A 23,835-nucleotide genomic window follows, 5' to 3' on the forward strand; every position below is an offset into this window, starting at 1 on the left:
TGACGCAGTCCTGCCGCGAGTTTCCCGAATCGCCCACCCAGGGTGACCGTCTGCTGCCATAGTGTTGGCGTCCGGATGATCATGGGGAGGGGTTCGCATGGCAATGGAAATGGCACTGGAAGTCGACCCGCAGGCGATGCGGGACTACGCGCAGGCGGTGGAGGGGCTGCACGCCCCGGTCCGCAAGATCGACCAGTACGTCCGCGCGACGGCCTGCGACACGGCAGGCTTCACCGGCCTGTTCACGGTGCTGCAGCCCGTGGTCGGGATGGTGCGCGATCTCTACGGCGAAACGCTGAAGTTCGGCGACGCCCGGCTCACCGCACTGAGCGACGGGATGCGCTCGGCCGCCGACCACTACGCGGCCCACGACGCGAGCTGGGCGAAGTTCCTCGCCGAGTTCGGCACGGCGGCCGAGCAAATCGGGACCGGGCAGGGATGAGCAGGCACGGCGGCGCGACCAAGAAGCGCAAGCACGATTCCGGGCCGGAACGCGGCGCGGAGGCGCCCAGTGCGGGTGGCCAGGCGCCCGGCGGGTACGACGACGGCGGCGCGATCACCGAACCGCTGAAGCCCCCGGAGATCTCGCCGGGCGAGGACATCCAGGCGCTGGTGAAGGACGCCGGGGTCGAGGTGATGGCGGTCGAGTGGATTTACGAGAAGCTCACCGGGCACACCCTCACCGAGCAGTTCATCAAGCCGATCACCGGGGATTTCTCGAAGATCAGCGGCAACGCCGAGGCGTGGCGCAACGTCGCGACGTCGATCAAGGCGTTCTCCACGGTGATGACCGGCAACGAGAAGGTGCTCGCGGAACACTGGACCGGCCCGGCCGCGCTGGCGCACCGGGCCTATGTGGACGGTGGCTGGCGGGCCGCGCTGACCGCCGAGGCCGGGATCGCCGAGCTGATCGCCAAGGGGTTCGAGCTCCTGGCGGAGACGTCGAAGAAGCTGGCGGCCAAGGCGTTGGACCTGCTGCGCAGCCTCATCGACCGGCTGCTGGTGATGGCCGCGGAGGCGTGCGTCCCGATCGCAGGCTGGATCGCCGACGCGATCACCGGGCTCACCGAGATCCTGCCGCTGATCAACGCACTCCTGTCGATCATCGAGATGATCAAGGACATCATCGAGAAGGTCGGCGAGATGTGGTCGTCGATCAAGGATCTGGGGTCGCAGCTCGCGAAGATCAAAGACGTCCGCAGCATGGGTGACCTGATGGCGGTCGGCAAAGAGGTCAAGGGCACGGCCGGGGACATCGCCGGGGATGTGAAGGACATCGGCAAGTCGACGCGGGAAATCGGCGAGAAGGCATGGGACGGCGCGAAGGAATCGACCAAGCAGGCACACAAGAATGCCGAGCGGCGGGCAAGCGGCCGGATCAGCGGGAGCATCGATGACTGACGCCTGGAAGACGCCGGAGATCCGCGAGGCCGAAGCAGCGCTCGACCGGAGTGTGCGCAGTTCCCGGGAGCTGTTGAAGGAACTGGACAAGATCCGGCTGAAACCGTTGCCGCGACTGGACACTCCGGAACGGGTGGAGGCAATCAAGAAGGCCGCCTCCCGCCCGGACGCGCCCGCCGAGCTGCGCGTGGTGAAGCGCAAAGTGGACGCGGGCGAGCTGACGTGGGCAGACGTCGCAACGGGACGAGCTTTCGCCGACCCGGAGGTACGAGCGCTGGCATCGGACCGCCTGGGCGAGGCGAAGGACATCCTGGAGGAACTGGAGGAAGGCCTTACGGCGGAGGAGGTTCTGGAAGCACGTACCGGTTCGCGCGACCTTTTGGCGGACGCCCCTTCCCGGCCGGTTTCAGCTTCTCCGGATTCGGCAGAGGATCCGCTCGCTGATGATGGCTCGGCTCGCCCGGGCGGTTCGGCAGCGGATGCGGCGGATTATGCAGCAACCGATCCACTCGCGGACCACGGCACCGCCCGACCGGCCCCGGGCGCGCGGGATTATGCAGCAAACGGCCCACACGCCGACCGTCACACATCCCACCGCTCAGCACCAGACGCGGCGGATCATGCAGCAAACCACCCACTCACCCCGCCCGGACAATCAGTTCCGCCCAGGCGGCACGGCACCGAACCGGCGGAGGACGACTTCACCGACCCGCTCGCGGAGCGCGGCTCGGAGGCGTCGCACTCGCCCGGGTCGCCGCCATCCCCGTCATCCCGGCCAAGCCCGCCATCCTCGCCGTCCGGGTCGCCGCCGTCGGCTGGGCGGCGGGTTCGGCGGGAGGACCCTGGCGATGACGACTACTTCGGTAACTCCCCCCTCGGCTGAGCGACTGACCAGCTGAGCGGCTGAGCAGGAACGCTTGACCTGGCCCGATGCCGCGCCGCAGGGTTACGTGTGAGCACTGAGGTGTCCTTCCGCCTGCTGGGTCCGGTGACTGCGCTCGACGGCACCGGTGCCCCGCTGGCGCTCGGGAGTCCGCGCCGCCGGGCGGTGCTGGCTGCGTTGCTGCTGGAGCGGGGCCGGAGCCTGCCGGTGGAGCAACTGGTCGAGTTGCTGTGGCCGGCTCCGGCGCCGTCCTCCGCGGCGACGATGGTGCACGGGGCGGTCGCGGCGTTACGGCGCGCGCTCGGTCCCCGGACACTGATCACGCGCGACGGCGGGTACGCGGCCGAGGTACCGGCCCAGCAGGTGGACGTCGCGCGGTTCGAGGCTGCGGTGGCGGAGGCGCGGCGCGACCTCGAAGCGCCGGGGAAAGCCGCAAAGCTACTCGCCAACGCACTGGCCGAGTGGCGTGGTCCGGCGCTCGCCGGCGTCGAAGAGACGTTCGCCCGCGTGGCGGCCCGGCATTTGGACGAGCTGCGCGTCGAGGCGCGCGCCCTCCTTGCCGACGCCGAACTCCGGCTGGGTCACCACCGCGCGATCGTGGCCGAGCTCGAGACGCTGGCTGCCGAGCATCCGCTGCGCGAGGACGTCTGCGAGCTGCTGATGCTCGCGCTGTACCGCTGCGGTCGGCAGGCTGAAGCGCTGGCGGCGTACCGGCACCTGCGGACGGTGCTCGCCACAGAGCTGGGCGTCGAACCGGAAAAGCGGCTGAACGATCTCCATCTCGCGGTGCTGCGGCACGATCCGGAGTTGCACCCGGCAAGCACCGCCGTCGTACCCGCTCCGCTCGGCTCGTTCGTCGGGCGCGCCGCGGACCTCGAACAACTCAACGCTCTGCTGCAGACACATCGGCTGGTCACGCTGACCGGTCCGGGCGGGGTCGGGAAAACCAGGCTGGCAACGGAAATCGCGTGCCGGGAAGCCGGTGCGGTGGTCGTCGATCTCGCCCCGCTCGCCGACGCGGCCCTGATGCCGGGGCTGGTCGCCGAGGCGCTGGGCGTGCGGGCCGAGCCTGGGCAGCCATTGGTCCGGACCATTGCGGCTTCGCTCGACGGGCGACCGGCCCTGCTCGTGCTGGACAACTGCGAGCATCTCGTGGCCGAAACCGCAACGCTCGTACAGCTTTTGCTCGCCACAGCAGCACCGCTGCGGGTGGTGGCGACCAGCCGCGAAACCCTTGGCGTACCGGGCGAACGGGTCTATGCAGTACGGCCGCTCGCCGCGGAAGGGGCCGCCGTGCAGCTCTTCGAGGATCGCGCCGCGGCTGCCGGGTCCGGATTCACCGTGACCGCCGACAACGAGGCGCTCGTTGCCGAATTGTGCCGCCGGCTGGACGGTTTGCCGCTCGCCATCGAACTGGCCGCCGCCCGCGCGGCGACGCTCCCGCTCACGAAACTCGTCGACGGCCTCCGCGAACCGTTCGCGCTCTTGGAATCCGTCACGCGCGCCGCCGACCCGCGCCACCGCAGTCTCGCGGCGACCTTGGCCTGGGGACACGCGTTGCTCGGAGCCGCCGAGCGGACCCTGTTCGCCCGGCTTTCCGTCTTCCCCGGGCAGTTCGACCTCGCGGCGGCCAACGCGGTCAGCGACGGCTCGGCCGAGCTTCCGCTGGCGCGGCTCGTGGCGTCCTCGCTGGTGCAGTTCGACGAGCAGCGATACCGGCTGCTGGAGACCGTGCGAGCCTACGCGTCCGGTCAGCTCGGTCCGGACAGCCGGGTCGCCGAACAGCACGCCGCCCACTACCTCGCCGTGGCCGAAGAGGCGCAGGCACGGCTGTTCGCGCCGCATTCGGGACAGTGGCTCGAACGGCTGCACACCGAACGCGCCAACTTACGAGCTGCTTTGGCCTGGTCGTTCGCTCACGACTCACAACGCGGGGTACGCCTGGTCAATTGCCTATGGCACTACTGGGATCTCCGAGGCGCGCGGGACGAGGGCCTGTACTGGCTCCGCAAGGCCCTCGCGTCCGTCGACTCGGGAACCCAGCGCCTGCCGCTGCTGGCCGCGGCTTCCCTGCTACACCTGGGCCGCGCCGATCTCGCCGACACCGAACGGCTGGCGGGCGAGCAACTCGCGCTCGGGCGAAAGCACGACGAACCATCCTGGACGGGCGATGCGCTGGCATTGCTCGCCACCGTCGACTGGGCCCGTGGCCGCTACGACCGCGCCCAGCAGCGGTACGAAGACGGCGTCAGCCTGTCGCTGGCCGGAGGCGATGTCTGGGGCGCTTCGCTCGCCGAGGCCCAGCTCGCCCGGCTGCACCGCGACCGTCGCGAACCCGACGCGGCGCGCGCCGTGGCCCTGCAAGCGCTGGCCCATGCGGAGGAGGTCGGCGAGAGCATCGCGCGTGGCCTGGCGCGCGACGTCCTGGCTTCGATCGAGCACCGGTGGGGCGACGCCGAGCAGGCCGCCCGGCTGGCCGACGAAGCGTTGGCGCGGTACCGCGAGGTCAGCTACGCGGAGGGCGAAGCTTCGGCGCTGCGGCTGGCCGCGAAGATCGCGCTCGCCGCATCCCGGACCGCCGATGCGCGAGCCGCTCTGCAGGCCGCCCTCGAGGTCTGCCGCCGCATCGGACATCGCGCCGGAACGGCAGAAGCTCTCGAAGGGCTCGCCGAGGTCGCCGACCGTCCCGACCAGGCCGCGGCGCTCAACGCCGAAGCCGCCCGGCTGCGCGACGAGACAGGTATCCCGCGATTAGCCGACGATTAGCCCGGGTCACGAGACTGGGTCGCGAACCCGACCAGGAGGCTGCCATGACCGCGATCGCCGACCTCGCCGTTCCCGCTGTCCGCCCCGGCGATCCCGGGTACGACGACGCCCGCGCGGTGTTCAACGCCATGATCGACCGCCGTCCGCTGGCGATTCTGCGCTGCCGCAACGCCACCGACGTCGCCGCGGGAATCCGGTACGCCCGCACGCACGACCTGCCGCTGGCTGTGCGCAGCGGCGGGCACGGAGTAGCCGGAAATGCCGTGTGCGACGGCGGAATCGTGCTCGACCTGTCCGGGATGAAGACCGTGACGGTCGAGCCCGGGCAGCGGCTCGCGCGCGCCGGGGCCGGGCTGCTGCTCGGCGACCTCGACGCCGCCACCCAGCGCCACGGCCTTGCCACACCGCTCGGCGTCATGTCGGGAACCGGCATTGCCGGGCTCACCCTCGGCCGCGGGCTCGGCTGGCTCAACGGCTCGCGCGGCCTGGCGTGCGACAACCTGATCGGCGCCGAGGTGGTGACCGCCGACGGCGACATTCTGGCCGTGGGACACGATTCCGACCTGCTCTGGGGACTGCGCGGCGGCAGCGGCAACCTCGGCGTCGTGACGCAGTTCCACTATCGCCTGCACCCGGTCACGCAGGTCCTCGCGGGAGCGCTGACCTACCCATGGTCCGCCGCGCGCGATGTCCTGCACGAGCACCATCGCTTCATGACCGACGCCCCCGACGAGCTGACCAGCTCGGTCTCGCTTGGCATCGACGCCGACGGAAACCCGGGCGTCACCCTGATCGTCTGCTGGTCCGGCGATCTCGACGAGGGCGAGCGCGTACTCCGGCCACTGCGTGCTTTCGGCTCACCCCGCGAGGATTCCGTCGCGCCGATTTCCTACCTGGACTGGCAACGCCTGCCCGACGCCAGTTTCCCACGCGGACGTCAGCATTACTGGAAGTCCGGCTACCTGCGCCACCTCACCGACGCTGCCGTCGACGCCCTGCTCACTCTCGCGCCGACCATCCCGGTCCCGGAAACCGGCATCGGCCTGCAAGGCCTGCGCGGCGCCGCCGCCCGCGTGCCGGTGGACGCCACCGCGTTCCCGCACCGCACCCCGCAGTACGACCTGCTCATCCTGGCCCAATGGACCGACCCGGCCCGCACCGACGAGCTCGTGAGCTGGGCCCGTCGCGCGTTCGATTCCCTGGCACCGCACCTGGAAGACGCGGTGTACGTCAACAACCTCGGCAACGAAGGCGCGGACCGCGTCAAATCCGCTTACGGCCCCAACCACCGCCGCCTGGCCGTACTCAAACGCACTTACGATCCGGCCAATGTGTTCCGGCTGAACCACAACGTGGCACCGGGGTGATCCCGGCTCAGGACTTCTCGGACTTGCCGTTCTCGCCGGAAGACGACCCGGCGTCGACCTTGGTTTCCTGAGCCTGGTCCCCGGCCTGGTCCTCGGCCTGGTCCGGCTTCTCGTCAGGCTTCGGGTCGGGCTTCTCGTCACCGGCGGGCGGCTCCGCCCCGTCCGAGTCGTCTCCCTTGCTCCGCAACGTTTCCGACGCCTCCCGCGGCCCGCGGCGACCGGCGAGCACGAAGTACACCACCGCACCCGCGAAGAGCAGGATCGACGTCCACACGTTGACCCGCAGTCCCAGGATGTGGTTCGCCGTGTCGGTACGCATCAGCTCGATCCAGCAGCGACCGACCGTGTACCCCGCGACGTACAGGGCGAACGCGCGGCCGTGGCCGAGCTTGAAACGGCGGTCGGCCCACACCACGACCAGCGCGATCAGCAGGTTCCAGATCAGCTCGTACAGGAACGTCGGGTGCACCGGGCTGTCCGGCAGCGGGATGTTCCCGGTCGCGACGCCGCCGAGGGCGTCCGGGGCGCCGGTCACCGGGTCGAAGCGCTGGTAGATCTCCAGGCCCCACGGCAGATCGGTGTGCGCGCCGTACAGTTCCTGGTTGAAGTAGTTGCCGAGCCGCCCGATGGCCTGCGCCACGATGATGCCCGGCGCGACCGCGTCCGCCAGCGCGGCCAGCGGGATTTCCTTGCGGCGGCAGGCGATCAGCGCGCCGACCGCACCCAGCGCGATCGCGCCCCAGATGCCGAGACCGCCGTCCCAGATCGCGAACGCGTTCCACGGGTTCTTGCCCTCGACGAAGTACAGCTCCGGGTCGGTGATGACGTGGTACAGCCGCCCGCCGACGAGTCCGAACGGCACCGCGAACACGGCGATGTCGAGCACGGTCCCCTTCGTGCCGCCGCGCGCCACCCAGCGCCGTTCGCCCCACCAGATCGCGACGATGATGCCGGCGATGATGCAGAGCGCGTAGGCACGGATGGGGATCGGTCCCAGGTGCCAGACGCCGCGGTCAGGACTCGGGATCGTGGCCAGGAAGGCTGCGGAGTACACGCGGCCACCGTAGCGCGTCGGCCGCGGGCCGTGGTCCCGGTGCCGCCGAACCCTTCGTCAAGACCTGGTCACAGCCCGGTCACGGCCGCTCCGGGTACTCCGGATCGGACACCGCGGCGAGGTACCCGGCCAGCAGCGCGTTCGCGACCTGCCCGACCGCGTCGTCCTCGGGCAGGAACACTTCGTCGTGCAGGCTGGGCGCGCCCGCCGTCTCGCCGAGGCCGACGAACAGCATCAGGCCGCGGGTGCCGCCACCGCAGTAGTGCGCGAAGTCGTCGGCGCCGAAGGAGCGGAAGTCCACGTCTACGTCCGCGCCGCCGCGCACCAGCCACGTCTGCGCGGCCGCGGCCAGTGCCGGGTCGTTCACCAGTACTGGCTCGCACGGGCTGATCCGCAGGTCGGCAGTACAGCCGTAGGCGCGCGCGGTGGCGTGCACGATGTCGGTGAGCGCCTCCAGCGCCTGGTCCCGGTCGCTGGCGCGCATGAGCCGCAGCGAACCGAACGCCGACGCACTGTTCGGCACCACGTTCGCCGCCGTGCCCGCGCGGATCCGGCCCACCGTGCACACCGTGCCGTGCACCGGGTCGATCCGGCGGCTCGCGATCTGCTGCAGGCTCACCACCAGCTGGCTGAGCGCGAGCACCGGGTCACGCAGCAGATGCGGGTACCCGGCGTGCCCGCCCTGGCCGTGCAGCACGATCTCGAACTCGTCGGTGGACGCGTTCACCGGCCCGGGCGCCGCCGAAACGACGCCATACGGCAGCCGCGGCTGGACGTGCGCGCCGATCACCGTATCGACCGCGTGCTCCTCGAGTACACCGGATTCGACCAGGTCCAGCGCACCGGACGGCGACGTCTCCTCCCGCGGCTGCAGCACCGCGACCAGCGGACGCGGGGTGCTGACCTCCCGGGCCGCCCGGCAGACCGCGACCAGTGCGGCGAGGTGCACGTCGTGGCCGCAGGCGTGCATCAGCCCGGTCTTCGACGCCCACGGCACGCCAGTGCGCTCGTCGACCGGCAGCGCGTCCAGCTCGGCCCTCAGCGCGACAGCCGGACCGGGATGCTCACCCGGCAGCTCGATCAGCCGCCCGGTGCTCGCGACCCGCTCCGCGTCGCCACCGATCGCCGCCGCCACGATGCGCGCAGTGTCCTCCTCGTCGCCCGACCCGCGCGGGTCGGCATGCAGCCGATGCCGCAGCTCGACCGCGGCGGGCAGCTCCTCGACCAGCGCGGCCCGCCACTGCTCGACGAAATCCATCACCGCTCCAGCCGGTAGATCCGGGCCGCGTTTTCGTGTCCGGCCAAGCGGGACAGCCGGATCGCGTCCACTTCGGACAGTGCGTCGGCGGCAAGGGCGGCGCGCAGGAAGTCCGACAGTCCTTGCCGGAACAGCGCGGTACCCAGGTGGTACAGCTCGGCCAGCCCGAACGCGTCGGTGGAGAACAGCAGCTTGCCGAACGGCGCTACCTCCAGCACCTCGGCGAGGATTGCGGGCGCGCGGAAACCGGCGTTGTGCGTGATCAGACCGACGTCGACGAACACGTGCTCGAAGACCTGCGCGAGGTACGCGGCGTTGCGGTGGAACGGATAGTTGTGCAGCAGCAGGATCGGCACCCCGGCGTCGCGGGTCGCGCGCAGCAGGGCGGTGAGCCGGAGCGGATCGCAGCGATGGAGGTCGACGTCGGCATCGCCGTAGCCGACGTGGAACTGCACGGGCAGCCGACGGTCGATTCCGGCCCAGATCAGATGGCGGTGCAGCACCTCGTCGGCCAGCCTGGGTGCTTGTCCGGTGTCGACGCGCGCGAGCCAGCGCCCGGCGGCATCGGCGACCTCGTCCGGTTCCGGACGTTCCCCGGACAGCTCGAGCCCCACGCGGTACGCCGCAATCGACTTCACCCCGACTGCATTTGCGGTGCGACGATCGAGCTCGGCCGCGAAATCCGCAGTGAACCCGGCGGCGGTGGTCCCTTTCCGCACCACGTCTTCCGCGACCTGTTCCAGCCGGACCACCTCATGGGCGCGAGCGTCGGCGAGGTCGGCGAATTCCGTGGTGGCAGTGAGGGATTCGGGCAGGAATCCGCTGTCGAGCAGGTAGTCGGTGGTGCCGCTGGCGCGCAGAAAACGTCGGTTGACCTCCTCCGCGCCCAGTTCGGCGCGACGCGCGAGGTAGTCGTCGGCCGGGGCGTGCTTCGGCAAGTCCAGCACGGGCGCGCAGCGTTCGCGCACGGCGAGGCCGATGAGCGAGTCGAACAACGACACGCCCAGCGGCGACACGGTGTCTGCCTCGGTGAGCATCCGCTCGAAGCCGTCGCGATCGACGCCGCGGGTGCGTACGCCGTGGCAATGGTGGTCGACCAGCGGCAGGTCGGCCACGAAATCCAGCAGTCCGGTCATACGACTCCCTCGGCAAGCCTCTTCCCCACCCTACGGGCGAACCCGGACGCCGCGACGACGACCGCCGGAGCAGCGGAACCCCCTGGACGCAACCAGATCCGCGCGGAGGCACCGTGCCGCCGCAACCATCTGCACCGAGACCACCGTGCCGCCAGAACCAACCGCGCAGAGACCACCATGCCGCCGCAACCAACGGGCGACGTTCGCGTCCGAACGGGCCGCCATGGCGACATCGGCGAGCGAGCACACGCGACAGGCGGCAGGCTGGGGTGCGCACTCGGAGAGGGGAACGTCATGGCAGCTGCATCGCATGGCCTGGATCGGGACCGGCTCGCCGAGCTCGGAGCCGTCGCAGCGGCGCGGCTGGGGCAGGCCGGGGTTGAGCTTGTCGCACTGAGTTTTGTGGACAATTCCGGCGTTTCGCGGGTCAAAGCGGTCCCGGTCGGACGGCTGGCGCAGGCCGCGGCGTGGGGCGTCGGCGCCTCGAACTCGTTCGACTTCTTCCTCTCCACCGACACGATCGCAAGCGGCACGCATTCCCTCGGCCCGGTCGGCGACCTGCGCCTGCACCCCGACCTCGACGCGCTCACCGTGCTCGCCGCACAGCCCGGCTGGGCGTGGGCGCCGGTGCTCCGGTACGACCAGGACGGCCACCCGCATCCGCAGGACTCACGCGCCCTCGCCGCCACCGCCGCCGCCCGGCTCGCCGACCGCGGCCTGAGCGTGCGGATGGCGTTCGAGCTGGAATGGGTGGTCACCGACGCCGATGAGGTACCCCTTCCCGGCCCGGCCTACGGGTACCCCCGACTGAGCGCGCACAACGACTACCTCCGCGCCGTCGTGTCCGCTTTGGACAGTCAGCAGATGGACGTGGAGCAGATCCACCCGGAGTACGCGGCCGGGCAGTTCGAGCTGTCCATCGCACCGGCGGATCCGGTACGCGCGGCGGATTTGGCTGTGCTCACGAGGGAAACCGTGCGCGCAGTGACCGACGCGTACGGCATGCGCGCATCGTTCACACCGAAGTTCGAGCCCGGCGGCGTCGGCAACGGCGGTCACGTGCACCTCAGCCTGTGGGACGGCGACCGCAACCTCTGTGCAGGCGGGACCGGACCGTTCGAGCTCACCGACACCGCAGCGTCCTTCGGCGCGGGCATCCTCGGCCGGTTGCCTGCGCTGCTCGCAGTGGGCGCACCGTCGGTGGTCAGCTACCTGCGGCTCGAACCGCACCACTGGGCAGGCGTGTTCACCGCGTGGGGCTTGGAAAACCGCGAAACCCCACTACGCCTGATCCGCGGCGCGGCCGGTCAACGCGACACCGCAGCCAACCTGGAAGTGAAGTCCTTCGACCTCACCGCCAACCCGTACCTCGCCACGGCAGCCCTGCTTTTCGCCGGCGAAGCAGGCATCGCCGCCGACGCCCAGCTGCCCGACCCGGTCGACGTCGACCCCGGCACGCTCTCGCCCGCCGAAGCCACCGCCGCAGGCGTGACCCGGCTCCCGATCTCACTGACCGAAGCAATCACCGCCTTCGAAACCGACGACGTACTGCCGTCCGCTTTCGGACCGCAGCTCGCCACCACACTCATGGACATCCGTCGCGCCGAGGTCGCCGAACTCGGCTCGCTCGAGCCCGCCGAGCTGTGCCGCGTGATGCGCTGGCGGCATTAACCAAGCACCGCCGCCACTCGGGACCGCAGCTCGGGCAGCTTCGCGTACAGCTGGTCGCCCGGGCAGTCGGTGTTGTAGAAGTCGCGGTGCCCCTTGATTTCCGCCACCGGAATGCCGTACTGACGGCACACGTACGCCACGAACACCACCAGCGACTCCCACTGCGCTTTCGGGGGCACGACCTGCATGTACGTACCCTCGTTCTCGATCCCGATCGCGTTGTCGTTCTGGCCGGGGCAATGCGCCGCGCGGACGATCTTGCGGCCACTGCGCAACGCGTCGAGACTGCCGTGGCGCCCCTCCAGCCGGTACCCGCCACGGGACACCGTGAAGTGCTGCCCGGTATCCGACCAGCCGTTGTTGTCGATGTGGTCGGCCTGGTCGTTGCGCGCTACCTGGAACGCATGCTCGAGCGAGTAGTCGGTGCTGTTGGGACAGTCGATGTGGTGGATGAGGACGCGATCGGCCGGATGGCCGAGCGTGGTGAGCGGATCGGCAGGCGGGCGCGCACCCCACTCGGCACAGCTGTAGATCCGCGGCTCGCCCGCGGCCGACGCCTGACCGGGCAGCACGAGCCCCGCTGCCACGGCAGCGCTCATCCCGGTGACCCCGCGCAGAAACGAGCGGCGCGGCAGTTGTCCGATGTCGAAAGCCATGCCCGGCACTGTGCGCGGACGACGTACACGATCTGTACAACCCGCTCAGCCGCGCCCGATCAGGACCGTGCCGAACAGCGGGGCGACCTCGTCGTGCGGGAAACAGCCGCGATCGCCAAGCGCGGAGACGGTGGCGGATTCCGGCCCGGCGCCGCTGCCACCACTGCACCCACGGGCCGGAGTTGATGTCGTTCATCTGCATACCGAGAGGGTACGAACGACCACCGACAGTTTCCGGCGACTCAGGCCGGAGCAACCGCCTCACGCACGCCCGAAGCCAGCTCCCCGGCCAGCGCACGCACCCCATCCGGGCCGTCCGCCGAAGCCGTGACCAGCGCCGATCCCACGATCACCGCATCCGCGAACCCGGCCACCTGCGCGGCCTGTTCCCGGGAACGAACCCCAAGACCGACCCCGATCGGCAGCTCCGTATGGGCCCGCGTGCGCCGCACCAGGTCCTCCGCGTGCACCCCGACCGCGTCGCGCGCGCCCGTGACCCCCATGACCGCCGTCGCGTACACGAAGCCAGACGACGCTGCCGTGGTCTTCGCCAGGCGTTCCTCCGACGACGACGGCGCCACCAGGAAGATCCGGTCCAGCCCGTGTGCCGCGGAAGCCGCCATCCACTCGTCGGCCTCGTCCGGGATCAGGTCCGGCGTGATCAAACCCAGGCCACCGGCCGCAGCGAGGTCGCGCGCGAACGCGTCGACGCCGTAGCGGTGCACCGGGTTCCAGTACGTCATCACGACGGCCCGGCCACCCCGCGCCGACACCGACTCCACGACCTCGAACAGCTGCTTCAGCCGGAACCCGCCCGACAGCGCAGTCTCGGCCGCCGCCTGGATCGTGGGCCCGTCCATCACCGGATCCGAGTACGGAACGCCGACCTCGACCAGGTCCGCCCCGCCGTCGATGGTGGCCGCCAGCAGGTCTTTCGAGCCCTCGACGGTGGGGAATCCGGCGGGCAGGTAGCCGACCAGCGCGGCCCGGTGCTCCGCCCGCGTCGCCGCGAACAGGTCGTCGAGGCCGCTCACTTGCCCTCCCCGTCCACGAGCCCGAACCACTTGGCCGCGGTGTCCATGTCCTTGTCGCCGCGCCCCGAGAGGTTGACCACGATCAGCCCGTCCGGTCCCAGCTCACGGCCCAGTTCCAGGGCACCGGCCAGCGCGTGCGCCGATTCGATGGCCGGGATGATGCCCTCGGTGCGGGAGAGCAGCCGGAACGCGTCCATCGCCTCGGCGTCGGTGACCGGCCGGTACTCGGCGCGGCCGGAATCCTTGAGCCACGCGTGTTCCGGGCCGACGCCCGGGTAGTCGAGCCCGGCCGAGATCGAATGCGATTCGACCGTCTGGCCGTCCTCGTCCTGCAGCAGGTACGACATCGCGCCGTGCAGGTTGCCCGGAGAGCCCTTGGTGAGCGTGGCGCCGTGCCGGTTGCCGTCGATGCCCTCGCCGCCCGGCTCCAGGCCGACCAGCCGCACCGACGCGTCGTCGTAGAACCCGGAGAAGATCCCGATCGCGTTCGACCCGCCGCCGACGCACGCCGCGACGACGTCCGGCAGCCGTCCGGCCTTCTCCAGGATCTGCGCCCGCGCTTCCTCGCCGATGACGTGGTGGAAATTGCGCACCATCATCGGGAACGGGTACGGCCCGGCCGCGGTGCCGAAGAGGTAATGCGTGCTGTCCGCGTTGGTGACCCAGTCGCGCAGCGCCTCGTTGATCGCGTCCTTCAGCGTGCGCGACCCGGTTTTCACCGGCACGACCTCGGCGCCCAGCAGTTTCATCCGCGCGACGTTCAGCGACTGCCGCTCGGTGTCGACCTCGCCCATGTACACCACACAGTCGAGACCCAGCAGCGCGCACGCGGTGGCGGTGGCGACGCCGTGCTGACCTGCCCCGGTCTCCGCGATGACCCGCTTCTTGCCCATCCGCACGGTGAGCAGCGCCTGGCCCAGCACGTTGTTGATCTTGTGCGACCCGGTGTGGTTGAGATCTTCGCGCTTGAGGAACACCCGCGCGCCACCGGCGTGCTCGCCGAACCGCTTGGCCTCGGTGAGCAGCGACGGACGTCCGGCGTACTCGGTGAGCAGGCGGCGCAGCTCACCGGTGAAACCGGGGTCGTGGCGGGCTTTTTCGTACTCCGCCGCGACCTCGTCGACGACGCCGATGAGCGCTTCCGGCATGAACCGGCCACCGTAGGGCCCGTAGTAACCGCGCTCGTCCGGGTCGTGCTTGCCGTGCTCGGTCACCGCGAGGGCCTCGGGCAGGCGGGGTGCGAACCGGCGGTGACGAGCTTGACGACCGCGCCCTTCGGGTCTCCGGAAGCCACCAGGCCCTCGCCGACCAGCACCGCGTCCGCGCCATGACCGGCGTACGACATCAGGTCGCCCGGGCCGCGGACGCCGGACTCGGCGACCTTGAACACGTCCATCGGCAGACCGGGCGCGAGGCGGGAGAACACGTCGCGGTCCACTTCCAGCGTGTGCAGGTTGCGCGCGTTGACGCCGATGACCTTGGCCCCGGCCTCGAGCGCGCGGTCGGCCTCCTCGGCGTTGTGGATCTCCACGAGCGCCGTCATGCCGAGCGATTCGACCCGGTCGAGCAGCGCGGCGAGGGCGTTCTGCTCCAGCGCGGCCACGATCAGCAGCACCATGTCCGCGCCGTGCAGACGGGCCTCGTGCACCTGGTACGGGCTGACGATGAAGTCCTTGCGCAGCACGGGAATGTCGACGGCGGTACGCACCGCGTCGAGGTCGGCGAGCGAACCGCCGAAGCGGCGCTGCTCGGTGAGGACGCTGATGACGCGGGCGCCGGCATCCTCGTAGTCGCGGGCCAGCGCCGCGGGGTCGGGGATCGGGGCCAGGTCGCCCTTGGACGGGCTGCGCCGCTTGACCTCGGCGATGACGCCGATACCGGACTCGCGCAGCGCCGCCATCACGTCACGGGCGGGCGGGGCCTGTGCCGCCCGGGCCTTCAGCTCGTCGAAGGGCAGAGCGGACTCCCGCTGCGCGAGGTCCTCCCGCACACCGGCCACGATGTCTTCGAGCACGCTCACCGGTCTCCCCCATCCGCTGCGCCGCTCCTGGGTCCACTCGCAAGCTCGCTCACAAAAACCTTCCCCTTCCCGCCGAAATGATGCTAACCCCCGCTCGATGACCGTCCGGTCCCGGGTTGCTCAGCGGCGGGGATCCGGCGGGTCGGTCGGGTCACTTCCCTCCGACAGTGCCTCCCACAGCTCGGTGTCCGGGTCCCGCCGGGCGGGCCTCGCCCCCGGCGCGGCGTACCGGGACCCGAGCCGCCGCGCGGTTCCCGCCCACCTGATCGCTGCCAACCCGCCGAGCGCCACGAGAATTCCGCCCAGCACCGCGAGCAGGTGCCCGAGCACGATCTGGGTACCGGGCAGCCCGGCCGCGAACCCGCCGAAACGGATGCCGTCGAGGCCGCTCCACACTCCGGCCGCCCCGGCCGCGACGAGCACGATCCCGAGCACCCGCCGCGCCCAGCCCCCGGTCGCGACGGCTCCGGCGACCCCGGCCAGCGCGAGGATCGCCAGCGGCACCAGCGCGGTCGCCCGCTGCTCGCCGTTTTCGGTGTACAACACGGTGCCGCGCAGGCCCTCGTCGCGGAACTCGGCGAACCACACCATCCGCGACGCACCCCACAGCGCCAGCGCGCCGAGGAGGAGGGCCAGCAGAATGGTCCACAGTGGACGGCGCGCGGCGGCCGGTGCCGGTTGCTCAGACACCGGCGGCATCCTCGGCCGGATCGAGGTCCCCGGCCGGAACCATGGTGCCCGCGGCGGCGATCGCGGACAGCACCGTCCTGGCCTTGTTCAGCGATTCCGTGTCCTCGTAGTCCGGCACCGAGTCCGCGACCACCCCGCCACCGGCCTGGACGTACGCGATCCCGTCGCGCATCAGGGCAGTCCGGATAGCGATTGCGGTGTCGGCATCACCGGCGAAGTCCAGGTAACCGACCACCCCGCCGTACAGCGCGCGGCGCACCGGCTCCAGCTCCTCGATCAGCTGCATCGCCCGCACTTTCGGCGCGCCGGACAGCGTGCCCGCCGGGAAGCAGGCCGTGACCGCGTCGAACGCCGTGGCGTCGTCGTTCAGCTCGCCGGTGACCGTGGACACGATGTGCATCACGTGGCTGTAGCGCTCGATCTGGAAGAAGTCGACCACGTGCACCGTGCCGGGCTTGCAGACCTTGCCGAGGTCGTTGCGGCCCAGGTCGACGAGCATCAGGTGCTCGGCGCGCTCCTTGTCGTCCGCGAGCAGGTCCTTGGCCAGCTGCGCGTCCTCCTCCGGGTCCGCGCCGCGCCAGCGGGTGCCCGCGATCGGATGCGTGGTCGCGCGGCCGTCGCGCACTGTCACCAGCGACTCTGGGCTCGAGCCGACGATGTCGAACCCCTCCAGCCGCAGCAGGTACATGTACGGGCTCGGGTTGGAGGTGCGCAGCACGCGGTACACGTCGAGCGCGTCGGCACCGGTCGCGATCTCGAAGCGTTGCGACGGCACGATCTGGAACGCTTCACCGGCCTTGATCGCTTCCACCGCCTTGTCGACGGCCGCGTGGAAATCTTCTTTGCTGCGGTGCCGCCGGAATTCCGGGGTTGGCCGGTCGAAGGTCGCCACCGTCGGCGGAGCGGACACGCGCAGCTGCTCGGTCATGTCCGACAGCCGGGCCAGCGCGTCGTCGTACGCGGCATCGACGCGTTCGGCCGAGTCGTCCCAGTTGACCGCGTTCGCGATCAGCGTGACCGTGCCCTCGTGGTGGTCGAACGCGGCGAGATCGGTGGCGAGCAGCATCGTGAGCTCGGGGATGTCGAGGTCCCGTTCGGCCAGCTCGGGCAGCTTTTCCAGCCAGCGCACGGAGTCGTAGCCGAGGTAGCCGACCATGCCGCCGGTGAGCGGCGGCAGGCCGGGCAGCGGTTCGCTGTGCAGGGCCTCCACGGTCGCGCGCAGCACCTGCAGCGGGTCACCGCCGGTGGGCAGGTTCACCGGCGGCGTGCCGGTCCAGACGGCCTTCCCGTCGCGGACGGTGAGCGCAGCCGGGCTCCGCACCCCGACGAACGACCAGCGAGACCACGATTTCCCGTTCTCCGCCGTCTCGAAGAGGAACGTGCCGGGCCGGTCGGCCGCGAGCTTGCGGTAGACCCCCAGCGGGGTTTCGCCGTCGGCGAGGACCCGGCGCACCACGGGGATCACGCGGCGGCTTTCGGCCAGCGCGCGGAACTCCGCGCGGGACGGGCTGACCGGGCCGGGCCCGGCCGGGGACGTGGCTGCTGAGCTGACCATGCGCTTCATTGTGCCGCTACGGCCGCGCGAGCCCGTGGGCGGGCTCTCAATTCAAGCGGTGTTGAATTTAGTGCGGCAACCGGTCAAGATGGTCCGGTGAGTTCCGAAGACACTACCGTGCGCCGCCGCGGCCGCCGCCCGGCCGGACAGGACACCCGGTCGGCACTGGTCGACGCAGCCCGCGCGGTGTTCGCGGAGAACGGCTACGAGCGCGCCACGGTCCGCTCGATCGCCGCCCGCGCCGGCGTCGACGCCGCCATGGTCAACCACTGGTTCGGCGGCAAGGAAGGCCTGTTCGTGCAGGCAGTGCTGAAGCTGCCGTTCGATCCGGCCGCGCTGGTGGACACGCTGCGCGCCGGTCCCGCCGACGAGCTCGGCTCCCGGATCGTGCGCATGTTCCTCACCCGCTGGGACGGCGCGGGCGGCGACACGTTCCAGGCGCTGATCCGCAGCATCGCCAGCCACGAACAGGCCGCCACCGTGCTGCGCGATTTCTTCTCCCAGTTCATCGCCGACCTGCTGGGCGACACCGGCGTCGACCGGCAGGACCTGCGGGTCTCGCTGTGCGCCTCGCAGCTCGTCGGCCTCGGCATCACCCGGTACGTGGCGCGTTTCCGCCCGATGGTGGCAGCCGAGATCGACACTCTGGTCGGCGCAGTCGCGCCCACCTTGCAGCGTTACCTGACCGGCGCCATCGACTAGCTGCTATCTAGCTGTTGTCGGCCAGCAGAAGCCGTTCCGCGGTGTCGAAACACGTGTGTGTGCCGGTGTGGCAAGCCGGTCCGGTCTGGTCGACACGCAGCAGCACGGTGTCACCGTCGCAGTCGATGCGGACCTCGCGCACGTGCTGCACATGGCCGGACGTCTCGCCTTTCACCCACAGTTCCTTGCGGCTGCGCGACCAATAAGTGGCGCGGCGCGTGGTGAGGGTGGCTTCGAGGGCTTCGTCGTTCATCCAGGCCATCATGAGCACGTCGGATGTCGAATGCTCCACGACGACCGCCGCGATCAGGCCGTCGTCGTTGCGCTTGAGCCGCGCGGACAGTTCCGGGTCGAGGCTCATCGCACGACCACCCCGCCGGTGCGCAGCGCGCCCTTCACATCGCCGATCGTCAACTGTCCGAAGTGGAATACGCTCGCCGCCAGCACCGCGTCCGCGCCTGCCTGCACCGCGGGCAGGAAGTGCTCGGTGGCACCTGCGCCGCCACTCGCGATCACCGGCACCCGCACGGCTTTGCGCACCAGGCCGATCAGCTCCAGGTCGAACCCGTTCTTGGTGCCGTCCGCGTCCATCGAGTTGAGCAGGATCTCGCCCACGCCCAGTTCTTCGCCGCGTGCGGCCCATTCCACCGCGTCGATGCCGGTACCCCGGCGGCCGCCGTGCGTCGTGACCTCGAATCCCGAAGCCGTGGGCTCGCCGCCTTCGGGCACGCGCCGCGCGTCGACCGACAGCACGATGCACTGCGCCCCGAACCGGCGCGACGCTTCGTGCAACAGCTCCGGACGCGCGATCGCGGCGGTGTTGATGCTGACCTTGTCCGCGCCCGTGCGCAGCAGCCGGTTGACGTCGTCGGTGGACCGCACGCCGCCACCGACGGTGAGCGGGATGAAGACCTGCTCGGCCGTGCGGCGGACCACGTCGAACGTGGTTTCGCGGTCGCCCGAGGACGCCGTGACGTCGAGGAAAGTGAGCTCGTCGGCACCCTCGGCGTCGTACCGGCGCGCCAGCTCCACCGGGTCGCCCGCGTCCCGCAGGTCGGCGAAGTTGACCCCCTTCACGACCCGGCCCGCGTCGACGTCGAGACAGGGAATCACCCGTACCGCAACAGCCATGCCCCCAGCCTAGCCGCCTGCCTGCGGCGGACCGTCCGCACGTCGTTCACCCGGCGGCCACCTGCGCGGCCTAGATTCCCCCGGTGCGTATCGCCCGGTTCCTCCCGATTCCCTTGCTGGCAGCCGCACTGTGCGGTCCGTCACCCGCCGCCGCGGACGGCAATCCGTCGCCGGTGCGGCAGACCCAGGCCTTTGTCGATGACGCTGCCGCCACGCCCGCCAACGCCGACGCCGACGACCCCGCCATCTGGGTCCACCCGCACGACCCGGCCCGCAGCGTCGTCCTCGGCACGCTGAAGGAGGGCGGGCTCGCCGCCTTCGACCTGGAAGCCCGCACACTCGCGATCACCCCGGCGCCGCCCGCTCCCGCCGCGGATGCCGCACCGGGGCGGTTCAACAACGTCGATGTGGTCGGCGATCTTGCGGTGGTGAGCGACCGCGGCCGCGACCGGGTACGGGTGTTCCGCATCGACCTGCGCGGCGCGGCAGCCGGGTCGCGAGTGCTCACGGACGTCACCGATCCTGCTGCGGCACCGGTTTTCTCCGCCAGTGAGTCCGAAGTGGACGATCAGCGGACCGCTTACGGGCTCGCTGCGGGCGTCGATCCACGCACCGGCACGCGGTGGGTCGCGGTGACGCGGCGGCACGAGACCCGGGTGGCGCTGCTGCGGCTGGTCGAGCGGCCCGGCGGGAAGGTCGGGACGGAGCCGCTCGGAACCGTCGACCTGCCCGCGTCGTTCCGGCTGCCGAACGGTGCGACCTGGGCACCGTGCGAGGAGCCCGGCGAACGCCCGCAGCTGGAGGGCTCGGTACTGTCCGGCCGGGTTCTCTACACCGCACAGGAGGACGTCGGAATCTGGCGGATTCCCGTGTCGTACCAAGGTTTCGGGAAGCCGGAGCTGGTGGATCGGGTGCGGTCGTTCGGGGTGCCGCAGCGTTACGACGAGGCGACCGAGGAGTGCGTGCCCGACGGTCCCGACCCGGGATTCGGCGGGCGCTGGCTCGCCGCCGACGCCGAGGGGCTGGCCGTGGCCGGGCACACGCTGCTCGCGTCCAGCCAGGGCGACTCGCGCTTCGTGCTGTACTCGGCGAACGGACGGCAGAAACCGTTGCGGGACTTCCGGATCGTCGCCGGACGCGGGACCGATTCGGTCGAACACTCCGACGGCGCGGCGATCACCACGGCCGCATTGGGTCCGCGTTACCCGCGCGGCCTGCTCGTGGTGCACGACGGTGAGCGGCGGCCCGCAGTCACCGGAAAGGCGACCACCGGGTTCGCCTTCCTGCGCCTCGATTCCGTACTGTGAGTGATCTTTGAGTTACCGAATGTACTCGATGGGCTGAATCCGGCGTCCGGTGCATCGAAACGGCGCTCTCGGGCGTCTGAATGATCGTGACCATCGGATTCGACGAGTTCGTGGCGGAACGCCTCGACGGACTCCTGCGCTATGCGACCGTCCTCACCGACGACCCGCATCTGGCGCAGGACATCGTGCAAGAGGTGCTGCTGCGTGCCCAAGCCCGCTGGGCGCGCATCGATTCCCCGCCCACGTACGTCCGCCGGATGATCACGAACGAGTACCTGTCGTGGCGCCGCCGCGCCGCGCGCCGGGTGGTGCCGTCCAGCCATCCGGTGCTCGACTCGCTGGGTCCACCGACCGCTGATCCCAGCACCGCCTACGACGAGCGCGACGAGATGCTCGCCCGTCTCGCCACGCTGCCGCGGAAACAGCGCGCCGCGGTCGTGTTGCGGTACTACGAGAACTACACCGACGCCGAGATCGCCGAGTTTCTCCGGTGCGGTGTTTCGACCGTCCGCAGCCAAATTTCGCGCGCGCTGGCCACGTTGCGCGCCGGCGCGCGTCCGTTGCCCGCAGTTCTCACCACCGGAGCCGAAGAATGACCGCGTCCCAGCACGACACCGAGACGCTGCTGCGCGACAGCCTCGAACGGCTCGCCGAGCGGGCCCCCAGCGGGCTCGAGGTACGAAGGGCGCTGGCGCGGCGTCGTCGCCGTCGTCCCCGGCTCGCGCTCGCGGCCGTTGCCGCCGCGGTGATTGCCGTCGCCGCGGGGGTACCGCTGGTGGTCAGCGCGATGTCCGGCGCGCCCGCACAGCTCACGCCCGCTGCCGGACGTCCAGTGCTCGCATACACGGCGAAGTGGCTGCCGGACGGGTTCACCGAGCAGTACCGCTCTGCCGGGCCCGGGATCACGCCAGAGGTGCGGCAATGGCAATCCGGGCCGGGACGCGTGGAGCTGGCCGCGCACTCGACGGCCGACCCGGAATGGGCGCAGACGGCGTTGCGCATTGCGGCGTTGCCGGACCAGGTCGTGGTACACGGGCGGGTCGGCATGGTCACCGGCGAAACCGGCACCGCGGCCACGTTGACGTGGATGCCGGACGATGCGCACGTACTCACCGCGAAGGTCGACGGGGTTCCCAGCGCGCGGGAAATTGCCCAGCGGGTGGCCGATTCCGTCACCACCGAACCGGCGCGGATCCGCGGCGAAGCCCGGTTCGGCCCGTTGCCCGCCGGATTGCGTGAACAGGCCACCACTGTTCGCGGGAGCAGCCCGGAGAGCGCAACCACGGTGCTCGACGCGAGTGGTCCGGGCGGGCCGGTGCACGCGATGGTCAGCGGTGCTTCTCCCCCGCTCGGTGGATCGGTGCCGGTGCCGCTGCGCGGGCTGCCGGGGGCGTACGTACCGGCGTCCGGTCCGGCCGACGCGCTCGTCACGGTGCGATTGCCGGAGGGACGCTGGCTCACCGTGTCCGGGCGGGTGCCGCGGGAGCAGCTCGTCGCGGTCGCCGACGGCGTGGTGCTCGACCCGGCGCCGGACTACAGCTGGCTGGGAGGCGGATGACCGCTACGGTGGGCAGATGTCCGAACTGGAGCGTCTCGCTGCCGAGAAGTACGTCGTGCTCACCACCTTCCGCCGGGACGGACGTGCCGTCGCCACGCCGGTCTGGGCGTCCCGCGACGGTGATGAGCTGGTGCTGTTCTCCGAGCGCAACGCGGGCAAGGTGAAGCGCATCCGCAACAACGGCGAGGTACGGCTGCAGGCGTGCGACGTCCGAGGCCGCCGGCGGCACGGCACCGAGGTCACGGGCACCGCCCGTTTGCTCGACGCGCCCGCCAGCGCCCGAGCCCTCCAGGTGATCGCGCGCGACTACGGCGTGGTCGGCCGGGTGACGATGTTCTTCAGCCGCCTGCGCGGCGGACCGGAGCGCACCGTCGGCATCGCGATCGCCGTCACGCCGTGAGCTGACGCATCGACGTCACGCCGTGAACGAGTGCGTCGTGAGCTGACGTGCCTCGCCGTTGCGTCGTGAGCGAGCGCGTCGTGAGCTGACGTGCCTCGCCGTTGCGTCGTGAGCGAGCGCGTCGTGAGCTGACGTGCCTCGCCGTCGCGTCGTGAGCGAGCGCGTCGTGAGCGAACGTGCATCGCCGTCGCGTCGTGAGCTGACGCATCGACGTCACGTCGCGAGCGAGCTTGCATCGCTGTCGCATCCTGAGCTGACGCACCGACCGCACCCCGTGAGCAAGCGTGCCTCGCCGTCGCGTGGCGAGCTGGCGCACCGACCTCACGTCGTGTGCTAGCGCACGGCCGCGAGCGCCTCCGGAAGCGTGAACGCCCCGGCGTACAAGGCTTTCCCGACGATCGCGCCCTCGACCCCGTCCGACGACAGCTCCGCCAGCGCCCGCAGATCGTCCACACTGGACACTCCACCGGAGGCGATCACCGGCGCGTCGGTGCGAGCGGTGACCTCGCGGAGCAGCTCCAGGTTCGGCCCGCGAAGGGTGCCGTCCTTGCTGACGTCGGTGACGACGTACCGGCTGGCCCCATCCCGGTCGAGCCGGTCGAGGACCTCCCACAGGTCGCCGCCGTCGGACGTCCAGCCGCGCGCGGACAGCCGGTGCCCGGCCTCGGTGATCCGCACGTCGAGCCCGATCGCAACGCGGTCGCCGTAGGCCGAGACGACCTTCGCCGTCCACAGCGGGTCCTCGAGCGCCGCAGTACCGAGATTGACCCGGCGAGCACCAGTCGCGAGCGCCGCCTCGAGCGACGCGTCGTCCCGGATGCCCCCGGAGAGCTCCACCTGCACATCAAGCCGCCCGACGACCTCGGCAAGCAACTCCCGGTTGCTGCCCTTGCCGAACGCCGCGTCGAGGTCCACCAGATGAACCCACTCGGCCCCGTCGCGCTGCCAAGCCAGCGCCGCCTCGAGCGGGCTGCCGTAAGACGTCTCGGTACCGGCCTCGCCCTGGACGAGTCGAACCGCCTGGCCATCGGCCACATCAACTGCGGGAAGGAGCGTGAAAGTCACGCGCACAGCCTAAAGGCGCACCCCAGCCGCCCACCCCCGGGGGATACCCAGCACCACCGCCCCACCCCCACCCCAAGCTCAATTCCGTGATGGTTCCCTTGGGTTTTAACGTGTTGGTGTGGTGGGTTTTGTGCCGCGTCTGCTGTTTTTGAGGTGTGTTGGGTGGTGGGGCCGGGGTGGG

23 protein-coding genes are annotated in these 23,835 nt (G+C 70.8%); 11 read left to right on the top strand and 12 right to left on the bottom strand.

What is annotated here, in order from left to right; translation table 11 throughout:
• Positions 1–97: 97 nt before the first annotated feature.
• From OO71_RS30685 to OO71_RS30705, 5 genes are all read left to right on the top strand, one after another.
• A complete protein-coding gene (locus OO71_RS30685) occupies positions 98–442 on the top strand; it encodes a hypothetical protein (RefSeq protein WP_033293430.1) in 345 nt (114 codons plus the stop codon).
• Positions 439–1,401 carry a hypothetical protein gene (locus OO71_RS30690; RefSeq protein ID WP_033293431.1) on the top strand — a complete coding sequence of 321 codons (963 nt, stop codon included), beginning with the start codon at positions 439–441 and terminating at the stop codon, positions 1,399–1,401. Before OO71_RS30685 ends, OO71_RS30690 begins: the two co-directional genes overlap by 4 nt.
• Positions 1,394–2,284 carry a hypothetical protein gene (locus OO71_RS30695; RefSeq protein WP_033293432.1) on the top strand — a complete coding sequence of 297 codons (891 nt, stop codon included), beginning with the start codon at positions 1,394–1,396 and terminating at the stop codon, positions 2,282–2,284. The genes OO71_RS30690 and OO71_RS30695 overlap by 8 nt, the downstream gene beginning before the upstream one ends.
• 69 nt (positions 2,285–2,353) lie before the next feature.
• Positions 2,354–5,050, top strand: coding sequence for an AfsR/SARP family transcriptional regulator (locus tag OO71_RS30700; RefSeq protein WP_051792470.1), 2,697 nt, complete (start codon positions 2,354–2,356; stop codon positions 5,048–5,050).
• Positions 5,051–5,094: 44 nt separating this feature from the next.
• Entirely contained in the window at positions 5,095–6,417 is a 1,323-nt protein-coding gene (locus OO71_RS30705; protein ID WP_033293433.1) for an FAD-binding oxidoreductase, read from the top strand.
• 7 nt (positions 6,418–6,424) lie between these two features.
• Here OO71_RS30705 and lgt read toward each other — a convergent pair whose 3' ends face one another.
• The 3 genes from lgt to OO71_RS30720 all read right to left on the bottom strand — a co-directional run bounded on the left by lgt (position 6,425) and on the right by OO71_RS30720 (position 9,865).
• A complete protein-coding gene (gene lgt / locus OO71_RS30710; RefSeq protein WP_033293434.1) occupies positions 6,425–7,471 on the bottom strand; it encodes a prolipoprotein diacylglyceryl transferase in 1,047 nt (348 codons plus the stop codon).
• 79 nt (positions 7,472–7,550) lie between these two features.
• Positions 7,551–8,729 carry a M20 metallopeptidase family protein gene (locus OO71_RS30715; protein WP_033293435.1) on the bottom strand — a complete coding sequence of 393 codons (1,179 nt, stop codon included), beginning with the start codon at positions 8,727–8,729 and terminating at the stop codon, positions 7,551–7,553.
• Positions 8,729–9,865: an amidohydrolase family protein gene (locus OO71_RS30720; RefSeq protein ID WP_033293436.1), complete on the bottom strand. Its 1,137-nt coding sequence runs from the start codon at positions 9,863–9,865 to the stop codon at positions 8,729–8,731. Before OO71_RS30720 ends, OO71_RS30715 begins: the two co-directional genes overlap by 1 nt.
• Positions 9,866–10,159: 294 nt before the next feature.
• Here OO71_RS30720 and OO71_RS30725 point away from each other — a divergent pair, with 294 nt between their 5' ends.
• Complete coding sequence (locus OO71_RS30725; RefSeq protein ID WP_033293437.1) at positions 10,160–11,536, top strand: type I glutamate--ammonia ligase; 1,377 nt, start codon at positions 10,160–10,162, stop codon at positions 11,534–11,536.
• On the opposite strand, the gene OO71_RS30730 is transcribed toward OO71_RS30725, so the two are convergent.
• The 6 genes from OO71_RS30730 to OO71_RS30755 all read right to left on the bottom strand — a co-directional run bounded on the left by OO71_RS30730 (position 11,533) and on the right by OO71_RS30755 (position 17,491).
• Positions 11,533–12,192, bottom strand: a complete 660-nt coding sequence (locus OO71_RS30730) for an N-acetylmuramoyl-L-alanine amidase (RefSeq protein WP_033293438.1) — start codon at positions 12,190–12,192, stop codon at positions 11,533–11,535. The two genes, OO71_RS30725 and OO71_RS30730, sit on opposite strands and share 4 nt — an antisense overlap.
• 242 nt (positions 12,193–12,434) lie before the next feature.
• Positions 12,435–13,226 carry a tryptophan synthase subunit alpha gene (gene trpA / locus OO71_RS30735; protein WP_033293439.1) on the bottom strand — a complete coding sequence of 264 codons (792 nt, stop codon included), beginning with the start codon at positions 13,224–13,226 and terminating at the stop codon, positions 12,435–12,437.
• A complete protein-coding gene (gene trpB / locus OO71_RS30740) occupies positions 13,223–14,458 on the bottom strand; it encodes a tryptophan synthase subunit beta (RefSeq protein WP_033293440.1) in 1,236 nt (411 codons plus the stop codon). Before trpB ends, trpA begins: the two co-directional genes overlap by 4 nt.
• Positions 14,437–15,246 (bottom strand): indole-3-glycerol phosphate synthase TrpC, encoded by an 810-nt coding sequence (gene trpC / locus OO71_RS30745; protein WP_033293441.1) that lies wholly within the window; start codon positions 15,244–15,246, stop codon positions 14,437–14,439. The genes trpB and trpC overlap by 22 nt, the downstream gene beginning before the upstream one ends.
• 120 nt (positions 15,247–15,366) lie before the next feature.
• The gene (locus tag OO71_RS30750; RefSeq protein ID WP_051792471.1) at positions 15,367–15,945 is read right to left on the bottom strand and encodes a Trp biosynthesis-associated membrane protein; all 579 of its coding nucleotides are present in this window, start codon (positions 15,943–15,945) and stop codon (positions 15,367–15,369) included.
• On the bottom strand, positions 15,929–17,491 hold the full coding sequence (locus tag OO71_RS30755) for an anthranilate synthase component I (RefSeq protein ID WP_033293442.1): 1,563 nt from the start codon (positions 17,489–17,491) through the stop codon (positions 15,929–15,931). The genes OO71_RS30750 and OO71_RS30755 overlap by 17 nt, the downstream gene beginning before the upstream one ends.
• A 96-nt stretch (positions 17,492–17,587) precedes the next feature.
• On the opposite strand from OO71_RS30755, the gene OO71_RS30760 reads away from it, so the two are divergent.
• Complete coding sequence (locus tag OO71_RS30760; protein ID WP_033293443.1) at positions 17,588–18,193, top strand: TetR/AcrR family transcriptional regulator; 606 nt, start codon at positions 17,588–17,590, stop codon at positions 18,191–18,193.
• Positions 18,194–18,200: 7 nt separating this feature from the next.
• On the opposite strand, the gene hisI is transcribed toward OO71_RS30760, so the two are convergent.
• Both hisI and hisF read right to left on the bottom strand, forming a co-directional pair.
• Positions 18,201–18,554: a phosphoribosyl-AMP cyclohydrolase gene (hisI, locus tag OO71_RS30765; protein WP_033293444.1), complete on the bottom strand. Its 354-nt coding sequence runs from the start codon at positions 18,552–18,554 to the stop codon at positions 18,201–18,203.
• Positions 18,551–19,324, bottom strand: a complete 774-nt coding sequence (gene hisF, locus OO71_RS30770; RefSeq protein ID WP_033293445.1) for an imidazole glycerol phosphate synthase subunit HisF — start codon at positions 19,322–19,324, stop codon at positions 18,551–18,553. Before hisF ends, hisI begins: the two co-directional genes overlap by 4 nt.
• An 83-nt stretch (positions 19,325–19,407) precedes the next feature.
• On the opposite strand from hisF, the gene OO71_RS30775 reads away from it, so the two are divergent.
• The 4 genes from OO71_RS30775 to OO71_RS30790 all read left to right on the top strand — a co-directional run bounded on the left by OO71_RS30775 (position 19,408) and on the right by OO71_RS30790 (position 22,589).
• Positions 19,408–20,631, top strand: a complete 1,224-nt coding sequence (locus OO71_RS30775) for a phytase (protein ID WP_211260644.1) — start codon at positions 19,408–19,410, stop codon at positions 20,629–20,631.
• A gap of 80 nt (positions 20,632–20,711) precedes the next feature.
• Positions 20,712–21,227, top strand: coding sequence for a SigE family RNA polymerase sigma factor (locus OO71_RS30780; RefSeq protein ID WP_033293446.1), 516 nt, complete (start codon positions 20,712–20,714; stop codon positions 21,225–21,227).
• Positions 21,224–22,189, top strand: a complete 966-nt coding sequence (locus tag OO71_RS30785; RefSeq protein ID WP_033293447.1) for a hypothetical protein — start codon at positions 21,224–21,226, stop codon at positions 22,187–22,189. Before OO71_RS30780 ends, OO71_RS30785 begins: the two co-directional genes overlap by 4 nt.
• A gap of 16 nt (positions 22,190–22,205) precedes the next feature.
• Positions 22,206–22,589, top strand: coding sequence for a PPOX class F420-dependent oxidoreductase (locus OO71_RS30790; protein WP_033293448.1), 384 nt, complete (start codon positions 22,206–22,208; stop codon positions 22,587–22,589).
• 333 nt (positions 22,590–22,922) lie between these two features.
• On the opposite strand, the gene priA is transcribed toward OO71_RS30790, so the two are convergent.
• Complete coding sequence (gene priA, locus OO71_RS30795; protein ID WP_033293477.1) at positions 22,923–23,654, bottom strand: bifunctional 1-(5-phosphoribosyl)-5-((5-phosphoribosylamino)methylideneamino)imidazole-4-carboxamide isomerase/phosphoribosylanthranilate isomerase PriA; 732 nt, start codon at positions 23,652–23,654, stop codon at positions 22,923–22,925.
• Between the last annotated feature and the right edge of the window lie 181 nt (positions 23,655–23,835).

The sequence above is a fragment of the Amycolatopsis jejuensis genome, assembly GCF_000717335.1.
In the GTDB taxonomy this organism is placed as follows: Bacteria; Actinomycetota; Actinomycetes; order Mycobacteriales; family Pseudonocardiaceae; genus Amycolatopsis; species Amycolatopsis jejuensis.

Bases quoted from the DNA above. Each gene is read 5' to 3' on its own strand.
- OO71_RS30685 (WP_033293430.1), top strand. From the start codon at position 98: ATGGCAATGGAAATGGCACTGGAAGTCGACCCGCAGGCGATGCGGGAC.
- OO71_RS30690 (WP_033293431.1), top strand. From the start codon at position 439: ATGAGCAGGCACGGCGGCGCGACCAAGAAGCGCAAGCACGATTCCGGG.
- OO71_RS30695 (WP_033293432.1), top strand. From the start codon at position 1,394: ATGACTGACGCCTGGAAGACGCCGGAGATCCGCGAGGCCGAAGCAGCG.
- OO71_RS30705 (WP_033293433.1), top strand. From the start codon at position 5,095: ATGACCGCGATCGCCGACCTCGCCGTTCCCGCTGTCCGCCCCGGCGAT.
- OO71_RS30715 (WP_033293435.1), bottom strand. From the start codon at position 8,729: ATGGATTTCGTCGAGCAGTGGCGGGCCGCGCTGGTCGAGGAGCTGCCC.
- OO71_RS30720 (WP_033293436.1), bottom strand. From the start codon at position 9,865: ATGACCGGACTGCTGGATTTCGTGGCCGACCTGCCGCTGGTCGACCAC.
- OO71_RS30725 (WP_033293437.1), top strand. From the start codon at position 10,160: ATGGCAGCTGCATCGCATGGCCTGGATCGGGACCGGCTCGCCGAGCTC.
- OO71_RS30730 (WP_033293438.1), bottom strand. From the start codon at position 12,192: ATGGCTTTCGACATCGGACAACTGCCGCGCCGCTCGTTTCTGCGCGGG.
- OO71_RS30750 (WP_051792471.1), bottom strand. From the start codon at position 15,945: ATGCCGCCGGTGTCTGAGCAACCGGCACCGGCCGCCGCGCGCCGTCCA.
- OO71_RS30755 (WP_033293442.1), bottom strand. From the start codon at position 17,491: ATGGTCAGCTCAGCAGCCACGTCCCCGGCCGGGCCCGGCCCGGTCAGC.
- hisI (WP_033293444.1), bottom strand. From the start codon at position 18,554: ATGAGCCTCGACCCGGAACTGTCCGCGCGGCTCAAGCGCAACGACGAC.
- hisF (WP_033293445.1), bottom strand. From the start codon at position 19,324: ATGGCTGTTGCGGTACGGGTGATTCCCTGTCTCGACGTCGACGCGGGC.
- OO71_RS30780 (WP_033293446.1), top strand. From the start codon at position 20,712: ATGATCGTGACCATCGGATTCGACGAGTTCGTGGCGGAACGCCTCGAC.
- OO71_RS30785 (WP_033293447.1), top strand. From the start codon at position 21,224: ATGACCGCGTCCCAGCACGACACCGAGACGCTGCTGCGCGACAGCCTC.
- OO71_RS30790 (WP_033293448.1), top strand. From the start codon at position 22,206: ATGTCCGAACTGGAGCGTCTCGCTGCCGAGAAGTACGTCGTGCTCACC.